Genomic DNA, 24,289 nt, shown 5'->3' on the forward strand with positions numbered 1-24,289 from the left:
CGAAAGACGCATCCCGCGGAGTTGGCGAGATGCAATAGTGGAGTTCGAACGGGGTGAGCCCCGGCTAGGAGAAAACGGTGCGGATACGTCATGCGGTAGTGGGTGTGGCAATCACGGGACTTGTTCTTGCAGTGGCAGGCTGCGGTAGCGGCGACGGCGAAGCTGCCGAAGGACCAGGCATCGCCGTGGCGGCGGAAACCAAGCAAGTTCCCGACCGGGTGACCGTGCATCGACCTGGCCTCATCGACACCAGCATTTCCCCGTTCGACGTGCCTGCATGGCCAGGGCCGCACCCCTCCGAATTCCTCGAGCCCAACCCGCCGTCGGGTGAGAGCGGTGAGATCGCCGGCAACCGAGCTGCGACAACCTACGCGGCCTCGCTCGACAACCCCGATGCACTGTGGAATGTCGGCGGCACGGTGCAGTGGCTGGTTGTCGAGCCGTTTCCCTGAAGGTCTTCCATCGAGGTCTCCGCTCTGACCGACTCCAGACGATCTTTGCGAGTTCAGTCCCGCGACAACGCTGCACAGAATTCGCCGGGTTGATCGACATGCAACCGCAACCCACCGATCAGAGTGGAGCGAGATCCCTTCGACAGCCGTTTCGGGAGCGTGACCGAGAGCGGCCGATCGAAGTCTATGTCCACGACAGTGCCGTCGGGCCCCGGCAGAACCAAGCGATCGTCGACAATCACATTTGCTGTCTCACCGAACCTTCGGACCATGCTCGCCCGCGAAATCCGTGATCGGTCCACCTCGACTCGAATGCCCGTGCCGGAACGAAACACCACCGTTCGAGCCGAGACGAGATGCGGGTGCACGACGCGTCCGGCAAGCCAACCGCCAATCGCAATCAGCGACAACACCGTTGCAACGAGCAGCACGACGCGAAGCCACTGCCACGGCACCAGGAAGTGAATCGCCACGGCCTCGATCACACTCGCCGCAACAAATGCCACCGGTATCGACATTGTCCCCCTCGCGTAGCCGAAAGTCGCTGTATCACTGGAACCTCCGTCTCTCCGACCCGTCGAGAGCAACCACAGTGATCGGATCACGCCGTACCGCCTGACATGAGACGTGTTGCGACGCGCGCGACCACTTCACGTTGCGCTGAATCAGGCACCAGATCAGCGATCCCAACCGAGAATCCCACGCCTGCGGAGTCTCCGTCTGCGTACACATCGCCGAGCACCCCGTCCAGTGATTCCTCCAGTTCGTCCGACAAGTACGCGATCTCGTCTACAACCTCGGCTACCTCGCGCCCAGCCAGAGCGGCGAAACGACGGTACAGATCGACAATTCTCTTCCGGTCGCCCTCGTCGGACAGCAATCGCGCAGCCGTGGAGAACAGTTCGTGTGGCGCTGCTCCCGAGATCGCCACCAATTCCCACATGTCGCGTTCACGCTCGAACAGACGCCGAACCGAATCCGTCGGGGACGACGCGATCAACTCGTCGAACGCAGACAGCAACTCCACCGGAAGCGGCGAGACCACCCGGCCGGCGCCACGCGCCGAGAGCATTTCCTGGAGGCGCACTCGCTGGTCTGCGAGGACTCGTTGTTTCCGGTCTATCTCCGCGATCAAGGAGGAAAGATCTTCGGCGAAGTCGTCCGGTTCTCGTGCATCGATCGGCGTCGGTTCGATCATCGCGGCAATGGATCCGAGTGGAACGCCGGCGGCGGTGAGCCAACGAATGCGCATCAGCCTGACCAGATCGGGAAGTTCGTAAGTTCTGTAACCGTTGGACAGTCGTCTCGGCTCGGCCAGCAACCCCAGTCGGTGATAGTGCCGAACGGTCCGCGGAGTGGTGCCTGCCGCACTGGCCACGTCGCTGATTCGCATACGAACAGCATTAACTATGACGCTACGTCATAGTCAAGGCCCGGCATGTCGGGCCTTGAGGCATAAGGTCCTGTTCTTCCTGTGTGGAGTTTCGCAGACGAATTTCGCGGGTATTGATCACTTGCGGCGGCGATTTCCAGAGCGAGGGGTCAGCCGCGCAAGGTCTGCCCCCGGCTGTCACTCGCCGGGCGGCGGGCCGCCAAAACCAGCGGGCCGCCAGAAACTATCTGTGCCAGGCGATGATTTCGATGCAAACGACACGACTCGACACCATCCTGATTCTGATCGTCGGGACGGCAATCGGACTGAGCGTCTGGCTGGCTACGCAGGAACCATTCGCGTCGATCGGACTCGGAATCGCAACGGTAGTGATCTGCTGGATCTCTTGCTCGATGATCCATGGCTTCCCACACCGATCGACGAAGGACATGCGTCCGCGCGAGAACCAGGATCGCGAGTCACCGAAACGGCGCTGACGCCGCGTAGGGATGAGGCCAACCGTGGAGGCCCGGACACAGCGAAGTGAGTGGTTCACCTACCGCAGGTGAACCACTCACTTCGGTCAGAGGATCACACCTCGTCAGGTCGCCAGGTCGCGACGGCCCAGATCACAGCGACGTCGAGGGCGATGATCACGATCGACCACAGCGGGTAGTACGGCATCCACAGGAAATTCGCCACGATCGAAAGTGCCGCGATGACGAATGCCATCCCGCGGGCCCACGCCATGCCGACGAACAATCCCAGCGACACCGCGATGCCGATGATTCCGAGCACGATGTGGATCCAACCCCACGTCGTGACATCGAATTCGAAGGTGTAATTGACTCCGACGATCAGCAGATCGTTGTCCGCGAGAGCCGCGATGCCCTGCAGCAACGCGACGATTCCCGCGACGAAGAGCAGGCATGCTGCCGCCACCGTGGTCCCGATGGCAAAGCCTTGTCGGACAGGGTGGTTCGCATGAGATTGGTGCGGAGCAGTCATGACATCCCCTTCTTCGGCGAAATAGCGTGAGAACAGTATTCAAAGGTTCACGCCGCCGGACATCACCCAGCAAGGATGAACAGCCGTCCAGCACTGCAATCAAAATTCATGGGAACATATGTTCGATTTCGGTGTACGGTGGAGTCTATGACCGCCACGATGCAACCGTCTCTGTTCGACAACGGTGACCTGGGCGTCTCTTTGGGCGATCTCGAGGGCACGGTGCAGAGACGTATCCTCACCGCCGGCGCATGGGTCGACCATCGCCCGGCCTGGCTGACCGGATCGGAGGCCGTGTTCGACAATCTGGAAGCTACGGTGCCGTGGCGTTCCGAACGGCGTCAGATGTACGACCGCGTTGTCGACGTCCCTCGTCTGGTGTGTTTCTACGCAGAGAATCAACCACTGCCGGACGCACTTCTCACCGAAGCCAAAGACGCGCTGAGCAGTCACTACTTCGACGAACTCGGTGAACCATTCGCCACGTCGGGTCTGTGTTTCTATCGCGACGGTTCCGACAGCGTTGCCTGGCACGGGGACGATACGGGACGAAGTCGCACCGAGGACACGATGGTGGCCATCCTGTCTCTCGGTGCGGCTCGCCCGCTCCTATTGCGCCCTCGTGGGGGCGGCGAATCCATCCGCTTCAATCTCGGACACGGAGATCTACTCGTCATGGGCGGATCCTGCCAACGCACGTGGGAACACTGTGTCCCGAAGAGTGCGCGGGCCCTCGGGCCGAGAATCAGCGTTCAATTCCGCACTCGCGGAGTTAGATAGCGTCGCGAAGTTCGTCTCGCAGCGCCTTCCGATTGAGCTTGCCGACGGCCGTCTTCGGTATGGATTCTGCAAAAACAACCCGACGCGGCTTCTTGTACGACGCCAGTCGCTCGCCGACGTGCGCGACCAATGATGCTTGCAGTACGTCGTTTTCGACGGTCCCGTCCTCGAGTACCACCACAGCCGTGACCGCCTCCACCCACTTGGCGTCGGCGGTACCCACCACGGCGACCTCACGGACAGACGGATGCGTCAGGAGTGCATCCTCGACTTCACGGGGGTAGACGTTGTATCCGCCGCTGATGATCATGTCCGAAGCTCGGTCCTTCAAGAACAAGAATCCTTCGGCGTCGAACTGACCGATGTCACGGGTGTGAACCCAGCCGTCTTCGGTGAAGGTCTCCGCATTCAGTTCCGGCGCATTGAAGTATCCGGCGATCGCCGATGGCGAGCGGATCACGATTTCACCCGGTTCTCCCTGGGGCACTTCGTTTCCCTCACCGTCGAGCAGCCTGATCTCGACGTCGATGGCCGGCTGACCACAGGACAGCAGGCGATCTTCCGTGTGATCTTCGGGCCGTAAGACTGCAATACACAGCGGTGCCTCGGTCTGCCCGTAGTACTGGAGAAAACGGTGTTGCCCCCACGCCTGCATCGCCCGTTCGATGGTGGCCAGCGGCATCGGCGACGCACCGTAGATCACGGATTTCAGACTCGAGATGTCTGCGCTCGCAAGATCAGGGCGTTCGAGGAGCATCTGAATCATCGTCGGCACCAGATTGATTGCCGTAGCCCGATGCTCGGTTATCGAGTCCAAGAAGGTCGACGGGTCGAAACCGGGGAGGATGACGGTCTTACCGCCACGTAGCCAGAACGGAAGCACGAAGACACCGCTGGCGTGAATCAGTGATGCTGCGTGCAACATCGTGTCGTCCTGAGTCGCCGGAAGCAGATTGAGCAGAACATTGCGGCAGATTCCGGCGTAGCTGCGCTGAGTGTGCTGCGCGGCCTTCAGCGTTCCCGTGGTCCCGGAGGTGAACAGCGTCAGGATCACGTCGTCGGGATCTACCTCGACGTCCGGAGTGGCCGAAGACATGCCCTGTGCTCGATCCAACAGCGAAAGCTGCCCCTCCGCACCTGTTTCCAGCCCGACGAACATCCGATCCGGGAACCTGGCGGACAGTTCAGCAGCTCGGCCGGCAAGGTCAGTACCGAAAACGACGTGCGAGGTGTCGGTGTCCTCGAGCATTCTCGCGTGCTCGTCGAGCGAGAGACGCGAGTTGAGCGGAACCCTGTTGATGCCGGCTTTGACACACGCAAAATCGACAGGCACGCTGGCAAGAGAGTTGTTGACCAGCAACGCAACCCGTGCGCCACGCCCGATACCGAGCGCGATGAATGTATGCGCCAATCGGCTGCTGAGTTCGTCCACTTCCGTGAACGTCATCGATCGATCGCCGAAGACGACGGCTGTTCGCGGTCCGTGCTGTCGCGCACCACGGGCGATCAGATCTCGGGTTACGGGCATCATGGTTCAGTTTCCTCGTTCGAATTCGGGTTGTTCTCGAATCGGCCGTGCCGGCCGGCGCCCGCGGCGAACGCAGCAGCGCCGCGCACACCTTCGGCGATGACAATGGGATTTCCTGCGACACCCTCGGCGCGCAGTGCTTCGGCAAGTGGTAGATCAAAAGATCGGTAGGCCGATGCGCGATCCGCGAGCATGCAGAGTTGTGGGAAAGCGGACAACTGGTGCGCCAGCTCCTTGGCTACCTGGAGTGACTGCCCCACTGGAACAACACGATTGGCCAGTCCGAAGGCCAACGCCTCCGAAGCGTCGACCGGGCGACCGGTCAAGATCATGTCGAGCGCTCGCCCCTGCCCGACGATTCGCGGCAGTCGCACGGTCCCGCCGTCGATGAGAGGAACTCCCCAGCGCCGGCAGAAGACTCCGAACACGGAATCCTCCTCGCAGATCCTCAGGTCCGCGAGCAATGAAAGCTCGAGCCCTCCTGCAACCACGTATCCGCTGATGGCGGCGATCAATGGCTTGGACAACGCCAACCGACTCGGCCCCATCGGGCCGGTGCCGCCGCCTTCCGGATGCAACTCATGCACGCGGGCGGGGTCGGAGACCGCGGTCAAATCCGCACCGGCACAAAATGTGCCGCCCGCGCCCCACAGAATCGCCACCTTCTGACTCTCGTCCGATTCGAACTCCAGGAAGGCATCACGCAACTGCGCCGCCATCGGCCCGTCCACCGCATTCTTGCGATCAGGGCGATTCATCACGATGACGGTGACGCCACCGTCACGCTCCACATAGACATCGCCACCTGGTCGATCGGAGTCGGTCACGATATTTCCTCACTGCTCGCGGATAAGGTTTCCCGGTACCAACCATGCCACTTGTAACAGAATTTGTCAGGAGTTGTTCAAAAGTTGTTACAAACTGATCGAGGAATGTCCGCAACCCGAGTTGTGCTGGACCTCGCAACAGCGAGCCCGGACACCGAGTTCAGCACCGCTGTGCTGACCCGGGCCGGCGAGATCGTCGGCGTCAGCGCATCGAGCATTCGCGTGGCAACGGGCCGCCTGTGCCGAGAGAACAAACTGCGTCGTACCGCTCGTGGAACGTACGTCCTCAACCCGGACGGCATCCCCACCTACAGCGAGGTCGAGGGGTGGCGAACTCGTACCGATCGCATACGCCCCTGGGACGGCACCTGGATCGCCGTCGAGCACTCGGGGCTCAAACGAAGCGACCGCACTGCCGCCCGCCGGCACGATCAAGCGCTGCGACTGGCGGGCTACGAGGAGTGGAAGCCCACACTCGCAGTCCGTCCGAACAATCTCCTCGGCGGCACGGACAGCGCCCGCCGCACTCTCCACCGACTCGGCGCCGCCTCCGGATCGGCCGTCATGGAAATCGCTCACCTTGCCCCCGAGGATGATTCGACAATCCGCACACTCTGGAACTCCGAAGCGCTGTTGGCCGACATCGCGGAGGCCCGTGAAGCACTCACACAGGCGCAAACACGCCTGGCGACAATCAGTCGCGAGGAGGCGGCCCGCGAATCACTTGCTCTGGGCAGCGCGGTGATCGCGGTCATCGTGCGCAATCCGCTCCTTCCGGAAGAACTCGAACCGACGCAGCCACTGCGTGAACTGATCTCGCACATGCTCGAGTACCAGGACGCATCTCGCGAACTGTGGCAGTCACTGCTCGAGTTCTGATCGATTTCTCCCAGAAGGTAATTCAGTATGTTGCGCGGCCACCGCTGGCGTCGTACACGGCGCCGGTCGAGTAACTCACCGCCGACGACGACAGCCAGGAGATCAGTTCGGCGATTTCGTCCGCCGTCCCCATCCGTGCCATCGGCGTCAAAGACTGCGAACGGGCGAGGATGGCCGGATCGGTGCCGGCATTCATAGGACTTTCCACCGCCGCCGGAGCTATCGCGTTGACCAGCACACCGGTGGTGGCGACCTCTTTGCCGAGCGATTTCGTCAGCGCGACGACTGACGCTTTGGACGCGGAATATGCACTCTGATTCGGGTTTCCGTCCTTGGCCGCGATACTCGCGAGATTGACGACCCGTCCCCACCCCGACGCAACCATTCCCGGCACGAACGCCCGGCACATCAGGAAGGTCCCTTCGACGTTGATCCGGAACGTACGCTGCCAAGCCATAAGATCTACGTCGACGAGTGGCGCTGATGGTCCGACGATTCCCGCACTGTTGATCAAGATGTCGACTCTGCCGAGCCTGGTTCGAAGCGCATCGACTGCTGCCGGATCACTCACGTCGAGTTGTTCGTCCGCGCCTTCGGCAAGATCTGCCGTTACCACCCGAACTCCCCTCTCCGTCAACAGCTTTGCACTGGCGGCGCCGATTCCGCTCGCACCGCCGGTAACGAGCGCTGTGACACCCTCTGGGTAACCCTGCATCGCATTCACTCCTGAGTTTCTGTGCGCTACGCACTCAATTTATGTTGCAAACAGGCATAATTGCCGTCACACTGTGTAGAAATTCTGAATATATGGCGTTGGTTGTCAACGTCAAATACCTGGAGGCCTTGCCGATGGAAACCCGCTGGTTGCACGCGTTTGTCGCGGTTGCGGAAGAACTTCACTTCGGGCGGGCCGCATCACGGCTCCAGATGGCCCAGTCGCCGCTCAGCCAGATGATCCGAAAGCTCGAAAAGGACATCGGCGTCAAGTTGTTCGAACGAAGCACTCGCAGCGTCGCACTCACGTCCGGCGGACATGCCTTTCTCCCCCACGCCTATCGCGTCATCGAGAACATGGAGACGGCACGACACGCTACGCGTGCGTCGTCGGGAGGCGTCTACGGACGAGTCACGATCGGGTTCACCGGAGTGCTCAACTATCAAGCACTTCCGCCGCTCACCCGCGCGTTGCGTCAGCGCTATCCGGAAGTCGAACTGACACTCCTCGGCCGGATCATGACGCGCGACGCGGTCATCCAACTCGAGAGCGGCGCCCTCGATCTCGCCTTCGTCGGACTACCCGTGGAATCCGCATCACTGTCTACCCGGCTGATCCGACGGGAGGCATTCGGCGCTGTGCTTCCGATCGACCATCCCCTCGCAGAGAGGGACGCGATCGACCTCCGCGAATTGGCCGACGACGGATTCGTGACCACCCCGCTCTCGGCCGGCTCGGCCCTCCAGGAAACCGCGATGCGCGCCTGCATGAACGCAGACTTCAGGCCTCGCGTCGTCCAGGAGATCACCGATCCGTACATGATCCTCATGCTCGTTGCCGCTGGCGTCGGTGTAGCGCTGATGACGTCCGGCATGGCTGCTATCACCCCACCTGGCAGTGTGTTCGTCCCACTCACCGGCGAGCCGACGTTCATGAATCACGGAATTGCCTGGTCACCCCGGCATATGACCGATGCACTCGCCGTCGCACTGGAGACGTCCGAGGAGATTCTGCCGACGCCGGACATTGAGACCAAAAACGTCATTATCTGAGACTCATTTAGTGTTGGACGCGCCATAGTCCTTCGTGGCACTGTCGTCTCAGCCGCCGAAAGGTGAGGGACGTCACCGATGCGTGGTGCATCACCAAACGTGCCGCCACGGCCGGCCCATCGGGACGAAAGGACTTCACATGGCACCACCGATCACCTCCACCGGTTCCACGCACTCCACTGCGGAGCACCCGAATTCGAATGCGCGCCGCGCCGCCGTTTCGGGCTTCCTCGGCAGCACCCTCGAGTACTACGACTTCTTCATCTACGGCTCCGCAGCCGCGCTCGTGTTCCCCAAGATCTTCTTTCCTGGCGGCGGCTCGACGGCAACGCTGCTCTCGATCAGCACTCTGGGCGTGGCCTACGTCGCCCGCCCACTCGGCGCGGTGCTGTGGGGACACCTCGGCGATCGGTACGGACGCAAGAACGCGCTTCTCGCCTGCCTGCTCCTCATGGGTGTTGCGACGGTCATCGTCGGTTGCCTGCCGACCTACGACCAGATCGGCATCGCCGCGCCGATCATTCTCGTCTTGCTTCGCCTACTTCAAGGGCTCTCTGCCGGCGGTGAATCACCCGGATCTTCCGCACTGACGCTCGAACACGCGCCGGATCACCGTCGTTCGTTCTTCACCTCGTTCACCATGAGCGGGATCATGTTCGGCATCGTCGTCTCCAGCCTGGTATTCATCCCAGTGGCGAGCCTGCCCGACGAAGACCTCTACTCGTGGGGTTGGCGAGTTCCCTTCTGGCTCAGCATCATCGTGACCGTCGTCGCGCTGTGGCTACGTCGCGCCCTGGATGAACCCGAGGTATTCGAAGAACTCAAGGAACAGGACGAGACGGCCGGAATTCCCGTCGTCGAGATGTTCCGCTCGCACTGGCGCACCGTGATCCGTATCAGCATGAGCTCGACCTTCGCGATGATCAACACCATCGTCAACGTCTTCGCCCTGGCGTACGCCGTCGAATCCGGCTTCGAACGCTCCACGATGCTGTGGGCTATCGCGACCGCCAATTTTGTTGCCGTACTGACTCAGCCGCTGTTCGGCATCCTCTCGGATCGCTACGGACGCAAGCCCATCTTCGTCGTCGGCGCGATCGGAGCCGGCCTGATGATCTTCGTCTTCTTCCATTCGATCGGAACCCAAAGCGTCCCCATGGTCTTCGCTTCGGGAATCGTCATGATCGGAATCTTCTACGCGATGCCCAACGGCACGTACCCGGCGTACTTCCCGGAGCAGTTCCCCGCGAAGGTCCGATACACCGGAATGGCCGTCAGCCTCATGCTCGGACTCCTTGTTGCCGGCTTCACACCGGCTATCGCTCAGGCGATTTCAGCCGGAGACAAGAGCAACTGGACACCGGTTGCCTGGATGTGCCTGGGCTTCGCCGTCGTCTCCGCCATCGCGGCAATGACCGGACCGGAAACGTACCGCACGCCCACAGCTGATCTGGGCCAACCGAAGCCGAGCCTGCCGATCAAGCAGGACTCAGAGCTCACCAGCAACAACGCTTGACCGGACCGGCCCCTCGCGCTGAATTGCCGCGAGGGGCCGTCCCCACTTATGCAGGAGAATGTCATGACTACCGAATTCACACGTCACCGAATCGGCCTTGTCGGAGCCGGGATCTCGACTTCCCTCTCGCCCGCGTTGCACGCACACGAAGCAGCAGCACTCGGACTCGACGATTACAGCTACGAACTGGTAGACCTCGAGAACCTGACGGTCTCGGTCGAAAAGACCGGCGAGGTGGTTCGGAGCGCCGTCGCAGCCGGCTTCACCGGACTGAACATCACCCATCCGTGCAAGCAGGTTGTCGTGGACGCACTCGACGAACTGTCCGACAATGCCCGACTGCTCGGTGCTGTCAACACGATTGTCGTCCACAACGGCCTTCTGATCGGCCACAACACCGATCACAGTGGATTCCTCACAGCACTGCAGCGCGGTTTGCCCGACGCCGCCTTGGACCGAGTGGTGCTTGCCGGGGCAGGAGGGGCGGGTTCCGCTGTGGCGTACGCACTCGCCGCCGCCGGCACCACGGATCTTCGCATCGCAGATATTGATCCCGATCGCGCTGCCGATGTGTGTTCTCGCGTCGCCTCGGCCTTTCCTGCCACGCGCACAACGGCTTTGGCGATCGATGAGATCGCCGTCAACCTGACGACGTGCGACGGCGTCGTCAACGCATCTCCGATCGGCATGGTGGGTCACCCCGGAACTCCCTTCGACCCTGCGGCGTTGCATTCCGGATTGTGGGTCGCTGACATCGTTTATCGACCGATGCGCACCGAATTGCTCGACGCTGCAGCTACTCTCGGATGCGCAGTTCTCGACGGTGGGCAGATGCTGGTGGCTCAAGCCTCTGACACCTTCACACTCCTGACTGGTGTCGAAGCCGATACGGATCGCATGCGCAGCCATCTGAGCGAGCTGCTCTCCGAGACGGCATGCGCATGAGCACAACCGAACACCTACTTTCTCGCGAAGTACCAGGAGCACTGATGAATGTGACTGCACCTTTCGCCGAACCTCTCGACATGGGCAGCGTCCGCCTCCGGAACCGGTTCGTGTCCGCCCCGATGGAACGCAACTACTGCGAAGTCGACGGCACCATGACGGACGAGTACATCGCGTACCTCGCCCGCCGCGCCGAAGGTGGTGCTGCACTGATCTTCACCGAAGCGAGCTACGTGCGTGCCGACGGCAAGGGACGCATCCGGCAGATGGGCGTCGACGTCGACGAACGGATTCCCGGCATCAAGAAGATGGCCGACGCGATCCACGCTCACGGCGCCCTCGTCGGAGTCGAACTCAACCACGGTGGTCGCACGGCGCAAGGTTCTGTCAGCGGGTTTGTTCCCGTTGCCCCGACACCGATTCCGTGTTTGGTTGTCGGCGGCGAGATGCCAGAACAACTCGACGGCGACGACATCGAGCACATCATCGAGTGTTTCGGTGAAGCCGCGGCACGCTGCCAGCAGGCCGGCGTCGACGTCATCTCCCTGCACGGCGGCCACGGGTATCTGATCCACCAGTTCCTCTCCCCTGCTTACAATCACCGCGACGACGAGTGGGCCGACCCCACCTTGTTCGTCAACAAGGTCATCGCCTCCGTCCACGAGCACGCACCGGGAATCACTCTGGGACTCCGATTCTCAGCCTTCGAAGGCATCGACGGCGGACTCGACGCCGAGATGACTCGCGCTCGCATCGGCGCCATCGACACCGACCGACTCGATTTCCTCGACGTCTCGGCCGGCAACTACGAAGCGGGACAGTGGATCATCCAGCCCGGTGAATGGTCCCGTGGACTCCTCGCGCCGTACTCCGAGCAGTACCAGCGCGACTTCGACATCCCGGTTGGTGTGGCCGGACGCATCACGTCGCCGGAGATCGCCGCGCAGATCATCGAATCCGGGCAGGCGAACTTCGTCAGCATGGCTCGTACGCTGCACGCAGATCCGGACTTCCCGAATCGCGCCATCGACGGTGGCCGGTACCGCCCTTGCATTGCCTGCAACTACTGCATCGACAGCCTGGCCGCCGGCCCCATTCCCTGCTCCGTCAACCCGTGGGTCGGCCGCGAATTGGATCAGCCTACCAAGCCGGCTGATGCCACCGTGCGGGTCGCCGTCATCGGTGCCGGGCCGTCGGGAATGGCCGCTGCCCGCGACCTCGCACTTGCCGGTCACCGCGTCGACCTGTACGACGAGCGACCCAGCCTCGGTGGCGACTTCGCTCTGGCATCGAAGCTGCACGAGTATCCCGAATATGGACGGATCGTGGACTGGTACGCCGCGGAACTGGCTGAACTCGGGGTCCACTGCCACACCTCGACCCGGGCAGATGCTGCTTTGCTCTCCGGTGTCGATTTCGACGCCATAGTTCTTGCCGCCGGCGGCGTCGGCCCCGTGGTCGATCTCCCCGGAGCAGCTACCCGTACCGTTCGCGACGTCCGCGAATTCCTCGTCTCCGGCAATCCAGCTCCTGCCGCTGTCACCATCTTCGGCGCCGACCGTGAGGCTGCGGCCGTCGCCGACGATCTCCTTCAGAAGGGCACCCAGGTCGTGATGATCGGCCCGCAGGAAACCATCGCGCACGACGTCGGACGCCGCGGAAAGATCGTGCTGCTGCCGCGCCTGGCCGCAAGTGAGAACCTCACGACCTACCTCAGCTCGATCGTCACCACAGTCGCCGCTGACCGCGTCACGATTTCGACGGCCGGTGTGCTGAGCGAGGTCGATGCTCCGGGCGAACTGCTGATCTCGCAAGGCGTCGAGCCGCGTTCGGAACTTCTTGCCGAACTCCGTTCACTGGCACCACGACTCGGAGTACATACCGTCGGCGACGCGAGCGGTGACGGCGGGTCCATCCATGCCGCACTCGTGACCGCAGCCGACGTTGCCGTCGCGATCACCGCCGCCGCTGCGGCACGTCAGGAGGTTCACGCATGACCACACAGGCAGCCACACCCGTGGCAACTGCATTGCCGCCCATTGGACTCGGAACCTGGCCCCTGGTCGGTGCCGACGCCACGAACTCGGTTCTCTCCGGCATCGAGGCCGGGTACCGCCTCATCGACACCGCCGCGATCTACGGCAACGAGGGCGCCGTCGGTGTGGCGCTGGCGGAATCAGGTGTGCCGCGAGAAGAACTGTTCGTCACCACCAAACTTCGTGGCAACGACCAGGTTTCCGGCGACATTCGGGGCGCCCTCGAGCAGAGTCTGGAACTACTGGGACTCGACCAGCTGGATCTGTTCCTGATCCACTGGCCACTCCCGCGAATCGATCGCTATGTCGCGTCGTTCGAGTCGATGCTGGCCTGCCGCGACGCCGGACTGGTTCGGTACGTGGGTGTGTCGAACTTCCTGGAGCTCCACCTGCGCCGCGTCGTCGCCGAAACCGGCGAGGCACCGGCAGTCAACCAGATTCAGATGGACCCGTCGCTCGCTCGGATCCCGGTTCGCCGCGCAAACGACGAACTTGGCATCTTCACTCAGTCGTGGAGTCCGCTCGGCCGGGGTGACGTGCTCGACAACGCCGTGGTCGGGGAGATCGCCGGTCGAATCGGTTGCACACCAGCTCAAGTGGTGCTCGCATGGCACGTCGCGCAGGGTGTGGTTCCGGTCGCGCGATCAGCGAACCCGACGCGTCAGGCCGAGAACCTGGCAGCACTCGACGTCACCCTATCCGGCGAGGACATCGAAGCACTGAACAGTCTCGACCGCGGCGAATCTGCGGCGCGGGACGTCGAAGCAGAGGAACATTTCTGATGACGTTGAAAGTCGGAATCGTCGGCTGCGGCAAGATCGCCGGCAACCATGCCCGCGCGCTGCAACAAGTCCCCGGTGTCGAGGTAATCGGCTGCTGCGATCCCGATCTCGGACGCGCCCAGGAGTTCGCTGCGCTCCACAGCATTCCCTCCGCCGTACGTTCCGTTGACGAACTGCTTGCTCTAGGCCTCGACGCCTGCACCGTTTGCACACCGCACCCGGTACACGAAGAGGTAGTCGTGGCCGCTGCCGAAGCGGGTGTACATGTGTTGTGCGAGAAGCCCATCGCAGTCGATGTTGCTGCCGCCGACCGCATGATCGGAGCCGCCGACCGCGCCGGTATCACGTTCGGGGTGCTCTTCCAACGCCGATTCTGGCCGGCCGCACGTCGGATCCGCGACGCCATCGACGACGGGCGGATCGGACTACCCATGCTCGGTGAGGCGTCGGTGATCCTGCACCGCCCGTCTAGTTACTACTCGGCCGATGCGTGGCGCGGACGCTGGGACACCGACGGCGGTGGCGTGCTCATGACTCAGGCCGTGCACCAGATCGACATGCTGGCCTGGTTCATGGGCGAGGCCGTCTCGGTCAGCGGCTTCATCCGCACTCACACGCACGGCGACCACATCGAGACGGAAGACAGCGCGTCAGCAGTGATTTCGTTTGCTTCAGGCGGCACCGCAACCGTCACAGCGACAACGGGTGCCAATCACAACCTGGGCAACCGCGTCACGGTGATCGGGCGCACCGGTGCCATCGCCAGTGTCCTCGAGTTCCCCGAAGGGCACGAGGGTGTCAACGAAATCTGGACGGTGCCGGGCGAAGTGGAGTTCCGGTCGCCGTACTCTGCCGACATCGACGCGAATCTCGATGTGGGCGCGGTCAATGCGGCACTGACCGACTTCCACACCCTGCAGGTGCAAGACTTCGCCGACGCCGTCCTGACCGGGCGTGAACCCGCCGTCACCGGCCGGGACGCCCGCGCATCACTTGCCATCATCGCCGCAATCTACGAATCGTCACGAACGGGCAAGGTTGTCGAGCTGACATCGACACCGACCCTCGCAACAACTGCCAAGGAGCAGAAATGAGTAGCAGTACCCCCCTCACCTACGACGTGGTTGTCGTGGGCTCCGGCGCAGGCGGGCTTTCCACAGCAATTGCCGCAGCACATGGCGGCGCGTCGGTACTCGTTGTCGAGAAGGCCGACACCTGCGGCGGCGCAACGGCCTGGTCGGGCGGGTGGATGTGGACCCCACGCAACATGTTTGCCATCGCCGACGGGGTTGTCGAGGATCGCTCGGCACCGCGGACATATCTGGAAAACCGACTCGGCGGCAACTTCGACGCCGCCAAGGTTGATGCTCTTCTCGACGGTGCACCGGAGATGGTCGAGTTCTTCGAACGCAAGACTGCTCTGAAGTTCGTGCCCGGAGCCAAGATCGCCGATATTCACGGTGACACACCGGGCGCCGGCACGGGTCACCGTTCCGTCGGACCGAAACCGGTGAGTCTGCGAAAGCTCGGACCCGACGTCGCGGCGCTGCTACGTCGACAGTTGTACGAGACGTCATTCCTCGGCATGGGCATCATGGCCGGCCCCGACCTGCAGGCTTTCCTGCACTCGACTCGATCGCCGAAAGCATTTGTGCACTGTGGTGTTCGCGTGACAAAGCACATGTTCGATCTCGCCACCAAGCGTCGTGGTCAGCAACTCGTCAACGGCACCGCGCTTGTCGGCATGATGCTGCGCTCGGCACTCGATCTGGGCGTCGAGATTCGGGTGAAAACGTCGGCAACATCGCTGCAGACTGACGATGACGGTCGCGTTGTCGGTGTCCGCCTCGAAGGTCCGGATGGCGCGTACTCGGTAACTGCCACGCGCGGCGTCGTACTGGCCACCGGCGGCTTCGCCCAGGACATCGACCGCCGACGTGAACTGTTCCCCCGTACCCCCACCGGAAACGAGCACTGGTCACTCACTCCGAAGACAACCACCGGCGACGGCATCACCCTCGGCGAATCCGTGGGCGGCCGACTCGACCGCACCCTCGCCTCCCCCGTCGCGTACTGCCCCGTCTCCATCGTTCGCTACCGCAACGGCAAGGAAGGTGTGTTCCCGCACATCCTCGATCGCGGAAAGCCCGGTGTCATCGGAGTTCTCGCGAACGGCAAGCGGTTTGTCAACGAAGCACTCGGCTATCACGACTACACACTCGCGATGGTCGAGCAGGTTCCCGAGGGCGAAGAGGTGTGCTCGTGGTTGATTGCCGATCAACAGTATGTGCGATACCTCCCGCTGGGCATGGCGAAGCCCTTGCCGATCCCGATCCAGCCGTACCTGCGCTCGGGGTACCTCACGCGTGGGCGCACTCTTCGGGACTTGGCCGAGAAGATCGGCGTCGACCCCGTGCAGTTGGAGAAAACCGTCGCAGCTTTCAATATCGGGGCCGTGGCCGGTGAAGACCCCGAGTTCGGTCGCGGTACAACACCGTTCAACCGAGGTTCCGGAGATGCTTCCAATCCGTGGCCGAACCCGTCGCTCGCGCCCTTGCAGAAGGGCCCGTACTACGCGGTGAAAGTCGTGCCAGGGAGTTTCGGCACCTTCGCCGGACTGGTCACGGACTCGTCGTCGCATGTGCTCGACGACAACGACCGCCCCATCGAGGGGTTGCTCGCCGTCGGCGTCGATCAGGCGAGCGTGATGGGCGGGCACTACCCGTCCGGGGGCATCAACCTCGGACCGGCCATGACATTCGGTTACCTGGCCGGCCGGGAACTGGCCGGAGCCAAGACAGTTGGAGCGCACGCATGACACTCTCACTCGGACTGGCAGCCCTCACAGTGCTCGACACCGCACCGATGCAGCACGTCGCCTTGGCTGAAAAGCACGGCTTCGACACCATCGGTATCCGTCTGATGCCCGCGGCACCAGGTACGACGGCCTACCCTCTGCACGAGGACAAGCAGTCGTTGGACGAACTGGTGCGTCGACTGGGCGATTCACCGGTCGAGGTATTCGACCTCGAAATCATCCGTCTTGCAGCCGACTTCGACCCCACCGACTACGTTCCGCTGCTCGAAGCCGGAGCACAGCTCGGAGCCAAAGCCGTTCTGGTGGGCGGCGACGACCGCGACCGCGCTCGGCTCACGGACTCCTATGCCCGCCTCGCTGAACTGTGCGCGAACTACGGCATCGTCGCTTCGCTCGAATTCATGCCGTGGACTGCGGTGCCCGATGCGCGTGCGGCCATCGAGATCGTCTCGGCGGCAGACGGTCCGGCTCGCAGTGTCCTCGTCGACGCATTGCACACCGACCGCTCGGCGACAACGCTCGAGGATCTTGCGTCCATCCCGCGCGAGTGGTTGCACTACGCCCAGATGTGCGACGGTTCGACCCCCGCTCCCACTGGGGACGCGGAGCTGATCCGTCAGGCCCGCGAGGAGCGTCTGGTGCCCGGCACCGGCGGCATAGCCCTGGCCGACATCTGGTCGACTTTGCCTGCCGGACTGCCGGTCAGCATCGAACTGCCCAACGAGCCACTGCGTCAGGCCGTCGGCACGGATGCCTGGCTGGAACGCCTGGTCGAGGCCACGCGAGAAGTGTTGGCCTAGCGGCCCTGTGCGCCTTTTTGGTAGTTGGCGCTACCAAAAAGGCGCACGGGGGCGTCAGCCCCTCCGAGCCGCAACGGCCTGCGCCAGACGGTCCAACTGCGCTGCGGTGGTGGACCAGTCGATGCACGCGTCGGTGATCGACTGGCCGTAGGTGAGCTCGTCCGCCTTGCCCAAGGTCAGGTCCTGACGGCCGGCCTCGATGAAACTCTCCAACATGACGCCCGCGATTCCCTGCTCGCCCTCGGTCAGACGTCGGGCAATGTCGTCGAGCACGATGACCTGACGCTCATGGTCCTTGCTGCTGTTACCGTGGCTCGCGTCGATGACCACGCGCTCGGGCAGGTTCGACTTACGCAGGCGGGCAAGGGTGTCCGCGACGGTCTCGGCATCGTAGTTCGGTCCGTCGCTACCGCCACGAAGAATGACATGGCAGTCAGGGTTGCCCGCGGTACGGATCAAGGCAGCCTGGCCGTCGAGGTCCGTTCCGGGGAACACGTGGCTCGCTGCCGCGGCGCGGGTGCCGTCGACGGCTACCTGTACGTCGCCTTCGGTGGAGTTCTTGATACCGACGGGCATGGACAGCGCGCTGCACAGCTGACGGTGAACCTGACTGGCGGCGGTCCGGGCGCCGATCGCACCGTAGCTGACCAGGTCGGCAATGTACTGAGGCATGATCGGATCAAGGAACTCGCAGCCGACAGGCAGGCCCAGGCTCGACACGTCGAGAAGCAACTTGCGGCCGATACCGAGCCCGGTGTTGATGTCGAACGTGCCGTCGAGGTGGGGGTCGTTGAGCAGGCCCTTCCACCCGAGTGTGGTGCGCGGCTTTTCGAAGTAGACGCGCATGACGATGTGCAGATCGTCCCGCAGTTCGTCGGCCTTGGCGGCCAACCGGCGGGCGTAGTCCATCGCCGCTTCCGGATCGTGCACAGAGCACGGACCGACTACGACGATCAAACGATCGTCGTCACCGTTGAGGATGTTGATGGTGTCGGCCCGACCGGTGCGCACAGTGGCGGCGGCGACCTCGTCCGGAGCGTGCTGAGCACGAACAGTCGCCGGTGACACGAGCGGGCTGATACTCACAGTGCGCTGATCGTCGAGGCTGTCCGAAGCTGCGGTGGTGTCGATGGTGACAGTCATGGGGTTTTCGGTTTCCTGTTCTCAGGCCGACCCCAGAGATGAAGAGAAACTCCAGCGAGCCGGTCTGTAGTCCGGCTCTTGGGTGGAGGTTGTCAGCGCGTGGTTACGCCGGCAGGCCCACCCGGGGCCGGCCTGCTAAACCAGAAATAGACGCGCTGCATGTCGGCCACGATACCTCGAGTTCGGATCAGATGGGCGCGCCCCTCCACAACGAGCCGAATCCGAGGGGAGAGTCCCGTGGCACGAGCCCGTGACGAATGGCCAAATCCGCTGAGCGATTGGCGCTTTCGAGCAAGGCTGCGGCTACGGAATTCGAATACGTTGGTCAGGCACCTGCCAATGCCCGGAACATCAGATGGAGCTGCGCCTTCTCATGCCTGTGATCGAATCGACCGAAACCTTCCACCCGACGGTGTCCCCTTTTGCGACCGATACCCCCTTGCAGTCGACAAGAGATGTGGACGGCGAGTTCACCCGTCTGATCGATTCCTTGACACGACGCGGATTCCTGGCCGGTGCGGCGGCGCTCGGTACACTAGGCGCACTCTCTGCATGTTCGGGCGAATCCAGCGGCACCGAAGCCTCCGACGAGTGGGTCGACATCGTCGTCGCGGACCAGGCCTACCGCCTCCCGCGGGACCCCAAGCGCGTCGTGGTGCTCGAAGCTCGAGGCGCCCTCGATTTTGCACTACTTGCCGAGTACCCGATCGTCGCGACCAATTGGGATCCGAAGTCTCAACTCATGCGCCAGGTACCCGCCGGCGCGGCTCGCCTCGGTGGGACGAACAACGAACCGAATGCCGAATCGATACTGAGCCACGACCCCGATCTTTTGGTCGTCGGGAAAGGCTGGTGGAATTACTACCAGGACAAGGGCCTGCTCGGCACTGACATCGCACCGGTGCTCGTCGTCGACGAGGGCACGACGGGCCCGTCGTGGAAGCAGGCCATGACCGCGCAGCTCACGGCTCTCGATCGCCGCGAAGTCGCCGAACGCGTCATCGCCCGATACAACGCCGAACTTGCACAAGCGCGGGCCAAGATCGGTGGTCTCCTCGAAGGCAAGTCGATTGCGATCGCCGGCGCCGACAGCGGTCAGATCTGGCTGCAGAACAACACGTTCGCCGTCTCGGTTGCGCAGGACCTCGGCTTGAACGTCTTGACCGACGCTGCCCATGCCGCACCTGATCGGAAGGATTCGACTTTCTACAGCCTCGAGGAGCTTGCGATCTTCGACCAGGCCGACTTCGTCTTGCTACAGAACCCCGACGCTGTGGAAGCCGAGTCGCCCACGTGGAAACGAGTCCGCGCTGTCCAGGACGGCCATGTCGGGCATCTGCGATACGACCTCAACAACGGCCTCGCTCTGACTGCGATGGCCCTGGCCGCTGACATCGCCGAGCAGGTACAGGTCATGCGCTGACGTCTTCGGGATCGCCTTCCGAATCAGAAATCAACCGGATTCTCTGTCATACGAACAGTCGATACTGACTCAATCGGAAACGGATTATGTTGTCACCTGCCCGTGCTCTTCGCACGTCAGAGGGTGTTTCTCCGAACGCCCTGTTTCTCCGAACGCTAGGTGACCAATGACGCAGAACCCGTACTACGGCCAGCAACAACCGGTCGGCCCTCCGCCGGACAACAATCTGGTCTGGGCGATTCTCGTGACAGTGTTCTGCTGCCTCCCGCTCGGCATCGTCTCGATCGTCAAATCAAGCCAGGTCAACACTTTGTGGGCGCAAGGTCAGTTCGACGCTGCGCGAAAATCAGCTGACGATGCCAAGAAGTTCGCCTTGTGGTCAGTCGGCGCAGGTGTTGCCGTCGCTGTTCTGTACTTCCTTTTTGTCGTCGTCCTAGCCGGATCGAGTTCCCTGTGACCGCCGACGCCGACCGGCGACACTGATCGACGGCCAAACACCGAACTGCAATGACACCGAATTGTGGTGACACCGAGAACGATGACATATCACGACTCGCCGCACTGAAGGCGCCAGCGGCAGTTGCGTTCACGGCAATTGCGCTGTGCGCCTTCATCTCCTGGAGTGACCCCATCACACCTGGTGGGGTCATTCCCGTTTGTCCGACCAAAGCGCTGTTCAACGTCAATTGTCCCGGTTGCGGTAGCACTCGGATGGTGTACAGCCTCATCCACGGCGATTTCGGTGCAGCGATGCGTTTCAATGCCTTTGGCCTCGTGATGCTGCTTGCACTGGCGTTCACGTACGTCTCGTGGACGACCGCCCGCACCCGTGGAAGACCCGTCGTGCTCTGGCATCAGTTGCGCTGGTCACCGGCTGTGATCTTGACACTCGTGTTGATCTGGACGACGGTCCGCATAGCCCCGATCCCGATATTTGCCGGTCTCCGCGTCTAGGCCGGATCTCCTCACGCGTCCAAACGGAATACACCTCGCACCTGGCGTACGCCGTTGATCTGCACCTCGACGGCATGTTCGCCGGCGTAGTACTTCCGGGTGCTGATCGGTTTGAAGGAATGCCTCTTCGCGATACGGGCCGGCACCCCGGGTTCCAGCGTTCGTGTTGTCAGTTTGAAGACCTTGGGCGTCGTCTGCCCGTTGGCCTTCACGTGGTGGACGATGTAATCGATCACGACGGTGACGGACTCGCTGCCATTGTTCGTGACGGCGAAGTCGAAGGTGAGTTCTCCACCCGCATCAACTGTTTCGCGGTCGATGACGAACCCCTCGACCACGACGTCGGTGGGCGGCGAGAACCCCAAGAGGGACAGAGCATCTGGATCGCCGGCCTTGATCAACGTCCGCAATGCATGTTTGACGATTTTCAGTGTGTTGGCATCCGGTGTCTGCAGCCAACGCTTCGCAGTCGATACTGCGAGCGCAGCGTCAGCACGACTGAGATCGTTGAGATGGTTTGCGACCGAACGTCGTACATATTCCGAATCATCCCGATACAGCTCGTCGAGAATGACGATTGTCGACTCGGGACGCGCCGTCAATTCTTTCACTCGTCTTCCCCAGGGCAAACGAGTACGAGTGCCTTCGGTCGCCAAGCGCCGGACGTGTTCGTCTTCATGGCCGGTCCAGGTGAGTGCGATCGCCAGCGAACGGTCAAGGTTCGTTTCGAGAAATGAGCGAATTGCGAATTCGGCCGACAGACGCGACGTCAACTCGGCAAGCAGAGCCATTCCCTCGTCGAAATCCGACTCGGAGCCACTTCGTGTCGCCGTGACGGCGACGGCTTCGGTCACCGGCCAGATCATCCAACCGGTGAAGGTCTCTTCTGAAAGCGCACGGCGGATGATCTCGGCGAAGGCCGGAAGATCCTGAGGCAGTTCGGCAGTCATCGCGTCCCGCACAACGCGCGTACGTTCGCCGAGACTCATACCGTCGAATTCGGATGTACTACCCCGAACGAGGGCGAGGCGTGTGTGACCGGAGGCTCGCTCTAGACAGCCTGCCAGATCGGCGACGACGGATTTCCCGAGCAGTTCGTCAGCGGTGGGCATCAGGGGCACACCGTGAGAGCGGAAATCCGATCACCGTCGAGAGTGAAATGGTGATGTAACTGGACGGGGCTTCCGGGAAAATCACCCTCGACCTTCACCGACACGACAACGGCCGAGCCTGGGGTGTTGACCGACTCGATCTTCTGGGTGAAGGTGAACGCCGTCGACACGGCGGACTTCCACGCCACGATTTCTTCGATCCCGACATACGTCCGGCCGTCGTCACGAACCACTGCGTCTTCGGTGAAAACGCCGCGGACGTCGCCGCCGTCGAAATACGCGCGCGCTGCGCCTGGCACCTTCGCTGAGTCGATCATTCGCGAAGAGTACTGCTGGGGTCCGACAGGTTCGGCGAACTCACTGCCCGAGCAGACGCCGCCAACTGAATCTCCATCAACAGCCTGGCCGACGGCTCGGAGAGGTCGGTATCCGTGATCTCCTCGACCCTCTTGATCCGATACCTGAGGGTGTTCGGGTGAATCCGAAGCTGCTCGGATGCACGTCGGACATCGCCCGAATGTGCGAGGTAAACGGAGATGCTTTCGCGCATGTTCGACCCGTTGCGTCTGTCGTAGACGTCCAGGGCGTCGACTCTCGGATCGTGCAGTTGCTCGTCGGCCGCAATGGTGTCCATGATTTCGCCCAGCAGCACCGGTGTGCGCGAGTCCGCGAGGGTGGTCACACGAACATCCCCCGACGTTCCGTCCAAGACCCGATCCACTTCGGCCCGAGCCTGGGCCACCTCCGCAAGCGTCGAAACCGGCGACGAGACCGCGGCCCGTAGCCCCGAAGGCGACACCTTGTCCAAACGCGCGACAACTTCGCGGGTCCACGAGACTGTGGATTTCACGGATTGAGTTCGCGGAAACAGCACATAGATCCGGGTGCCGACGGCACTCACCAGCGATTCACGCTGAAAGGCGCTGGCGTGCAGTCGCAAAGACGACACGAGTTCGCCCGAAGACGGCAGCCCACCGTTTCCGATACTCGCCACTCCGACCACCATCGCCGGTCCGGACATCGGGATGGTCAACGAGGCCGCGAGCGAAGGAACGTCGACACCGCCGCCGCGAACCCCGAGCAACCGCTGAATCTGTATCGCCTCGTTACTCGGCGCGTCTCGGATGCGCGAAATCAGCCGAGCAGCAACGGCCGCGGCACCGCGGAGCACGCTGTCGGCATCGCCGGCAATGGGAACCGGGCCTTCCTGCACCCAGATCGTGCCGAGAAGATCAGAGCTGAAACCGCTCTCCCCCTTGACATTGTCGGATATTCTCCGAATCGGAACCACCAACCGTCGCCTGATCGCGAGGTCGTCGTGAGCGGGCACCTCCACTACGTCGTCGCTTCGCCGCAGGCTTTCGAAGACGCCCCACTCCTGTAGCTTTCGGAGGTATTCGCGAGGTCCTTCGCGGCCGAGGATTGATTGCCGACGTAGCTCGTCCGCAGCATCTCCCGATGCCGAATAGGCCAAGACGTGGGAATGCTCGTCCTCGATGCTGACCATCCCCCGCGTGATTGCGGCGACGTTCTGCGCCAGCTCGAACAAGTCTGTGTCACTACCGAATACGATGTCGTCCGAATCCTGTCGGGACACCGAATGATCGAGCACGCCCCGGATGGTCGTGAACAATCGATCCCAACGAGCATCCGGATGGACCGCTATCAAGGCGATCCCGGCGCGCTGTGCCGCCGCACGCACCGACGTGTCCGAGGCCTCCTTCGACATGACGGCCCGAGGCGCTGATCCCTTCTGATCGAGGCGGTTCAGCCAGGCCGCCAATTCGGCTGCGCCGATACCGACAGCGAGCCAGACCTCAGAGGATTCGACGGCCGCGGTTCTGGGGCGCGTGAGGTCCCCGACCTCTGCGAACACCACGGAGTCGACGAAGACGTCATCACCTGACGGCGCGAGGACGAGCTCGACAAAGGCTCCGCCCAGCGCCCGAAGGACCGCGTCGAGCCTGACCCCACGGATAGACACGTACCACCCACTCTCCGGACCGTCGCAACGCCTCAACTTCGAGAATAGTGCATTTTCCTGCGAAAACGGTTCAGCCGATCGGACAAACACGGACACCGATGTTTGGCCGCTCAGCGGATTACTCGCCGACGTCTTTCGACTTGACTGGTTCACGACACGACAA

Annotated in this window: 25 protein-coding genes; 15 read left to right on the top strand and 10 right to left on the bottom strand. The window is 62.5% G+C overall.

From position 1 onward, the window contains the following. Positions 1–77 precede the first annotated feature (77 nt). Positions 78–452 (top strand): hypothetical protein, encoded by a 375-nt coding sequence (locus GN300_RS03815; RefSeq protein WP_063315893.1) that lies wholly within the window; start codon positions 78–80, stop codon positions 450–452. Positions 453–505: 53 nt separating this feature from the next. On the opposite strand, the gene GN300_RS03820 is transcribed toward GN300_RS03815, so the two are convergent. Beyond that, entirely contained in the window at positions 506–970 is a 465-nt protein-coding gene (locus GN300_RS03820; RefSeq protein ID WP_042921731.1) for a hypothetical protein, read from the bottom strand. Positions 971–1,053: 83 nt separating this feature from the next. Then, complete coding sequence (locus GN300_RS03825) at positions 1,054–1,845, bottom strand: MerR family transcriptional regulator (RefSeq protein ID WP_063315892.1); 792 nt, start codon at positions 1,843–1,845, stop codon at positions 1,054–1,056. A 248-nt stretch (positions 1,846–2,093) separates the two neighbouring features. Here GN300_RS03825 and GN300_RS03830 point away from each other — a divergent pair, with 248 nt between their 5' ends. Beyond that, positions 2,094–2,321, top strand: coding sequence for a hypothetical protein (locus GN300_RS03830; RefSeq protein WP_020970523.1), 228 nt, complete (start codon positions 2,094–2,096; stop codon positions 2,319–2,321). Between the two features lie 94 nt (positions 2,322–2,415). Here the strand turns inward: GN300_RS03830 and GN300_RS03835 are convergent, their stop codons facing one another. Beyond that, positions 2,416–2,832 carry a hypothetical protein gene (locus tag GN300_RS03835; protein WP_007733561.1) on the bottom strand — a complete coding sequence of 139 codons (417 nt, stop codon included), beginning with the start codon at positions 2,830–2,832 and terminating at the stop codon, positions 2,416–2,418. 147 nt (positions 2,833–2,979) lie between these two features. Here GN300_RS03835 and GN300_RS03840 point away from each other — a divergent pair, with 147 nt between their 5' ends. Continuing rightward, the gene (locus GN300_RS03840) at positions 2,980–3,612 is read left to right on the top strand and encodes an alpha-ketoglutarate-dependent dioxygenase AlkB (RefSeq protein WP_007733562.1); all 633 of its coding nucleotides are present in this window, start codon (positions 2,980–2,982) and stop codon (positions 3,610–3,612) included. Here GN300_RS03840 and GN300_RS03845 read toward each other — a convergent pair. Together GN300_RS03845 and GN300_RS03850 are read right to left on the bottom strand one after the other, a co-directional pair. Further along, a complete protein-coding gene (locus tag GN300_RS03845) occupies positions 3,605–5,143 on the bottom strand; it encodes a class I adenylate-forming enzyme family protein (protein WP_063315891.1) in 1,539 nt (512 codons plus the stop codon). The two genes, GN300_RS03840 and GN300_RS03845, sit on opposite strands and share 8 nt — an antisense overlap. Continuing rightward, complete coding sequence (locus tag GN300_RS03850) at positions 5,140–5,967, bottom strand: crotonase/enoyl-CoA hydratase family protein (RefSeq protein WP_063315890.1); 828 nt, start codon at positions 5,965–5,967, stop codon at positions 5,140–5,142. Before GN300_RS03850 ends, GN300_RS03845 begins: the two co-directional genes overlap by 4 nt. 105 nt (positions 5,968–6,072) lie before the next feature. On the opposite strand from GN300_RS03850, the gene GN300_RS03855 reads away from it, so the two are divergent. Continuing rightward, positions 6,073–6,846: a hypothetical protein gene (locus tag GN300_RS03855; RefSeq protein ID WP_063315889.1), complete on the top strand. Its 774-nt coding sequence runs from the start codon at positions 6,073–6,075 to the stop codon at positions 6,844–6,846. Between the two features lie 22 nt (positions 6,847–6,868). Here the strand turns inward: GN300_RS03855 and GN300_RS03860 are convergent, their stop codons facing one another. After that, entirely contained in the window at positions 6,869–7,561 is a 693-nt protein-coding gene (locus tag GN300_RS03860) for an SDR family NAD(P)-dependent oxidoreductase (RefSeq protein WP_063316053.1), read from the bottom strand. A 134-nt stretch (positions 7,562–7,695) separates the two neighbouring features. Between GN300_RS03860 and GN300_RS03865 the strand changes: the two genes are divergently transcribed. The 8 genes from GN300_RS03865 to GN300_RS03900 all read left to right on the top strand — a co-directional run bounded on the left by GN300_RS03865 (position 7,696) and on the right by GN300_RS03900 (position 17,510). Further along, positions 7,696–8,613, top strand: coding sequence for a LysR family transcriptional regulator (locus GN300_RS03865; protein ID WP_054831264.1), 918 nt, complete (start codon positions 7,696–7,698; stop codon positions 8,611–8,613). Between the two features lie 139 nt (positions 8,614–8,752). Continuing rightward, on the top strand, positions 8,753–10,129 hold the full coding sequence (locus GN300_RS03870; RefSeq protein WP_063315888.1) for an MFS transporter: 1,377 nt from the start codon (positions 8,753–8,755) through the stop codon (positions 10,127–10,129). A 63-nt stretch (positions 10,130–10,192) separates the two neighbouring features. Continuing rightward, the gene (locus GN300_RS03875; RefSeq protein ID WP_003939669.1) at positions 10,193–11,074 is read left to right on the top strand and encodes a shikimate dehydrogenase; all 882 of its coding nucleotides are present in this window, start codon (positions 10,193–10,195) and stop codon (positions 11,072–11,074) included. A gap of 44 nt (positions 11,075–11,118) precedes the next feature. After that, positions 11,119–13,071 carry an FAD-dependent oxidoreductase gene (locus tag GN300_RS03880; protein WP_063315887.1) on the top strand — a complete coding sequence of 651 codons (1,953 nt, stop codon included), beginning with the start codon at positions 11,119–11,121 and terminating at the stop codon, positions 13,069–13,071. Then, entirely contained in the window at positions 13,068–13,892 is an 825-nt protein-coding gene (locus GN300_RS03885) for an aldo/keto reductase (protein WP_063315886.1), read from the top strand. The genes GN300_RS03880 and GN300_RS03885 overlap by 4 nt, the downstream gene beginning before the upstream one ends. Continuing rightward, the gene (locus GN300_RS03890) at positions 13,892–14,986 is read left to right on the top strand and encodes a Gfo/Idh/MocA family protein (RefSeq protein ID WP_063315885.1); all 1,095 of its coding nucleotides are present in this window, start codon (positions 13,892–13,894) and stop codon (positions 14,984–14,986) included. Before GN300_RS03885 ends, GN300_RS03890 begins: the two co-directional genes overlap by 1 nt. Next, complete coding sequence (locus GN300_RS03895; RefSeq protein WP_063315884.1) at positions 14,983–16,710, top strand: FAD-dependent oxidoreductase; 1,728 nt, start codon at positions 14,983–14,985, stop codon at positions 16,708–16,710. Before GN300_RS03890 ends, GN300_RS03895 begins: the two co-directional genes overlap by 4 nt. Further along, positions 16,707–17,510, top strand: a complete 804-nt coding sequence (locus tag GN300_RS03900) for a sugar phosphate isomerase/epimerase (protein WP_042921750.1) — start codon at positions 16,707–16,709, stop codon at positions 17,508–17,510. The genes GN300_RS03895 and GN300_RS03900 overlap by 4 nt, the downstream gene beginning before the upstream one ends. 54 nt (positions 17,511–17,564) lie before the next feature. Here the strand turns inward: GN300_RS03900 and GN300_RS03905 are convergent, their stop codons facing one another. After that, positions 17,565–18,653, bottom strand: coding sequence for a 3-deoxy-7-phosphoheptulonate synthase (locus GN300_RS03905; protein WP_063315883.1), 1,089 nt, complete (start codon positions 18,651–18,653; stop codon positions 17,565–17,567). Between the two features lie 355 nt (positions 18,654–19,008). Between GN300_RS03905 and GN300_RS03910 the strand changes: the two genes are divergently transcribed. The 3 genes from GN300_RS03910 (at position 19,009) to GN300_RS03920 (ending at position 21,030) form a co-directional block, all read left to right on the top strand. After that, positions 19,009–20,076 (top strand): ABC transporter substrate-binding protein, encoded by a 1,068-nt coding sequence (locus GN300_RS03910; RefSeq protein WP_082845737.1) that lies wholly within the window; start codon positions 19,009–19,011, stop codon positions 20,074–20,076. Positions 20,077–20,242: 166 nt separating this feature from the next. Next, positions 20,243–20,533, top strand: coding sequence for a CD225/dispanin family protein (locus GN300_RS03915; RefSeq protein ID WP_003940575.1), 291 nt, complete (start codon positions 20,243–20,245; stop codon positions 20,531–20,533). A gap of 50 nt (positions 20,534–20,583) precedes the next feature. After that, positions 20,584–21,030 carry a DUF2752 domain-containing protein gene (locus tag GN300_RS03920; protein ID WP_054781706.1) on the top strand — a complete coding sequence of 149 codons (447 nt, stop codon included), beginning with the start codon at positions 20,584–20,586 and terminating at the stop codon, positions 21,028–21,030. Between the two features lie 11 nt (positions 21,031–21,041). Here GN300_RS03920 and GN300_RS03925 read toward each other — a convergent pair whose 3' ends face one another. Genes GN300_RS03925 through GN300_RS03935 form a run of 3 tightly spaced genes read right to left on the bottom strand, consistent with a single transcriptional unit; the run spans position 21,042 to position 24,126 of the window. Then, complete coding sequence (locus tag GN300_RS03925; protein ID WP_063315882.1) at positions 21,042–22,142, bottom strand: hypothetical protein; 1,101 nt, start codon at positions 22,140–22,142, stop codon at positions 21,042–21,044. Continuing rightward, positions 22,142–22,459: a nuclear transport factor 2 family protein gene (locus tag GN300_RS03930; protein ID WP_007733586.1), complete on the bottom strand. Its 318-nt coding sequence runs from the start codon at positions 22,457–22,459 to the stop codon at positions 22,142–22,144. Before GN300_RS03930 ends, GN300_RS03925 begins: the two co-directional genes overlap by 1 nt. After that, positions 22,456–24,126: a CdaR family transcriptional regulator gene (locus GN300_RS03935; RefSeq protein WP_007733588.1), complete on the bottom strand. Its 1,671-nt coding sequence runs from the start codon at positions 24,124–24,126 to the stop codon at positions 22,456–22,458. The genes GN300_RS03930 and GN300_RS03935 overlap by 4 nt, the downstream gene beginning before the upstream one ends. Between the last annotated feature and the right edge of the window lie 163 nt (positions 24,127–24,289).

The sequence above is a fragment of the Rhodococcus sp. Ni2 genome (assembly GCF_021352185.1).
GTDB lineage: Bacteria > Actinomycetota > Actinomycetes > Mycobacteriales > Mycobacteriaceae > Rhodococcus_F > Rhodococcus_F qingshengii.

Bases quoted from the DNA above. Each gene is read 5' to 3' on its own strand.
- GN300_RS03915 (WP_003940575.1), top strand. From the start codon at position 20,243: ATGACGCAGAACCCGTACTACGGCCAGCAACAACCGGTCGGCCCTCCG.
- GN300_RS03930 (WP_007733586.1), bottom strand. From the start codon at position 22,459: ATGATCGACTCAGCGAAGGTGCCAGGCGCAGCGCGCGCGTATTTCGAC.
- GN300_RS03890 (WP_063315885.1), top strand. From the start codon at position 13,892: ATGACGTTGAAAGTCGGAATCGTCGGCTGCGGCAAGATCGCCGGCAAC.
- GN300_RS03895 (WP_063315884.1), top strand. From the start codon at position 14,983: ATGAGTAGCAGTACCCCCCTCACCTACGACGTGGTTGTCGTGGGCTCC.
- GN300_RS03830 (WP_020970523.1), top strand. From the start codon at position 2,094: ATGCAAACGACACGACTCGACACCATCCTGATTCTGATCGTCGGGACG.
- GN300_RS03860 (WP_063316053.1), bottom strand. From the start codon at position 7,561: ATGCAGGGTTACCCAGAGGGTGTCACAGCGCTCGTTACCGGCGGTGCG.
- GN300_RS03835 (WP_007733561.1), bottom strand. From the start codon at position 2,832: ATGACTGCTCCGCACCAATCTCATGCGAACCACCCTGTCCGACAAGGC.
- GN300_RS03840 (WP_007733562.1), top strand. From the start codon at position 2,980: ATGACCGCCACGATGCAACCGTCTCTGTTCGACAACGGTGACCTGGGC.
- GN300_RS03845 (WP_063315891.1), bottom strand. From the start codon at position 5,143: ATGATGCCCGTAACCCGAGATCTGATCGCCCGTGGTGCGCGACAGCAC.
- GN300_RS03910 (WP_082845737.1), top strand. From the start codon at position 19,009: ATGGAGCTGCGCCTTCTCATGCCTGTGATCGAATCGACCGAAACCTTC.
- GN300_RS03885 (WP_063315886.1), top strand. From the start codon at position 13,068: ATGACCACACAGGCAGCCACACCCGTGGCAACTGCATTGCCGCCCATT.
- GN300_RS03880 (WP_063315887.1), top strand. From the start codon at position 11,119: ATGAATGTGACTGCACCTTTCGCCGAACCTCTCGACATGGGCAGCGTC.
- GN300_RS03900 (WP_042921750.1), top strand. From the start codon at position 16,707: ATGACACTCTCACTCGGACTGGCAGCCCTCACAGTGCTCGACACCGCA.
- GN300_RS03925 (WP_063315882.1), bottom strand. From the start codon at position 22,142: ATGCCCACCGCTGACGAACTGCTCGGGAAATCCGTCGTCGCCGATCTG.
- GN300_RS03870 (WP_063315888.1), top strand. From the start codon at position 8,753: ATGGCACCACCGATCACCTCCACCGGTTCCACGCACTCCACTGCGGAG.
- GN300_RS03920 (WP_054781706.1), top strand. From the start codon at position 20,584: ATGACACCGAATTGTGGTGACACCGAGAACGATGACATATCACGACTC.
- GN300_RS03865 (WP_054831264.1), top strand. From the start codon at position 7,696: ATGGAAACCCGCTGGTTGCACGCGTTTGTCGCGGTTGCGGAAGAACTT.
- GN300_RS03855 (WP_063315889.1), top strand. From the start codon at position 6,073: ATGTCCGCAACCCGAGTTGTGCTGGACCTCGCAACAGCGAGCCCGGAC.
- GN300_RS03905 (WP_063315883.1), bottom strand. From the start codon at position 18,653: ATGACTGTCACCATCGACACCACCGCAGCTTCGGACAGCCTCGACGAT.
- GN300_RS03820 (WP_042921731.1), bottom strand. From the start codon at position 970: ATGTCGATACCGGTGGCATTTGTTGCGGCGAGTGTGATCGAGGCCGTG.
- GN300_RS03875 (WP_003939669.1), top strand. From the start codon at position 10,193: ATGACTACCGAATTCACACGTCACCGAATCGGCCTTGTCGGAGCCGGG.
- GN300_RS03825 (WP_063315892.1), bottom strand. From the start codon at position 1,845: ATGCGAATCAGCGACGTGGCCAGTGCGGCAGGCACCACTCCGCGGACC.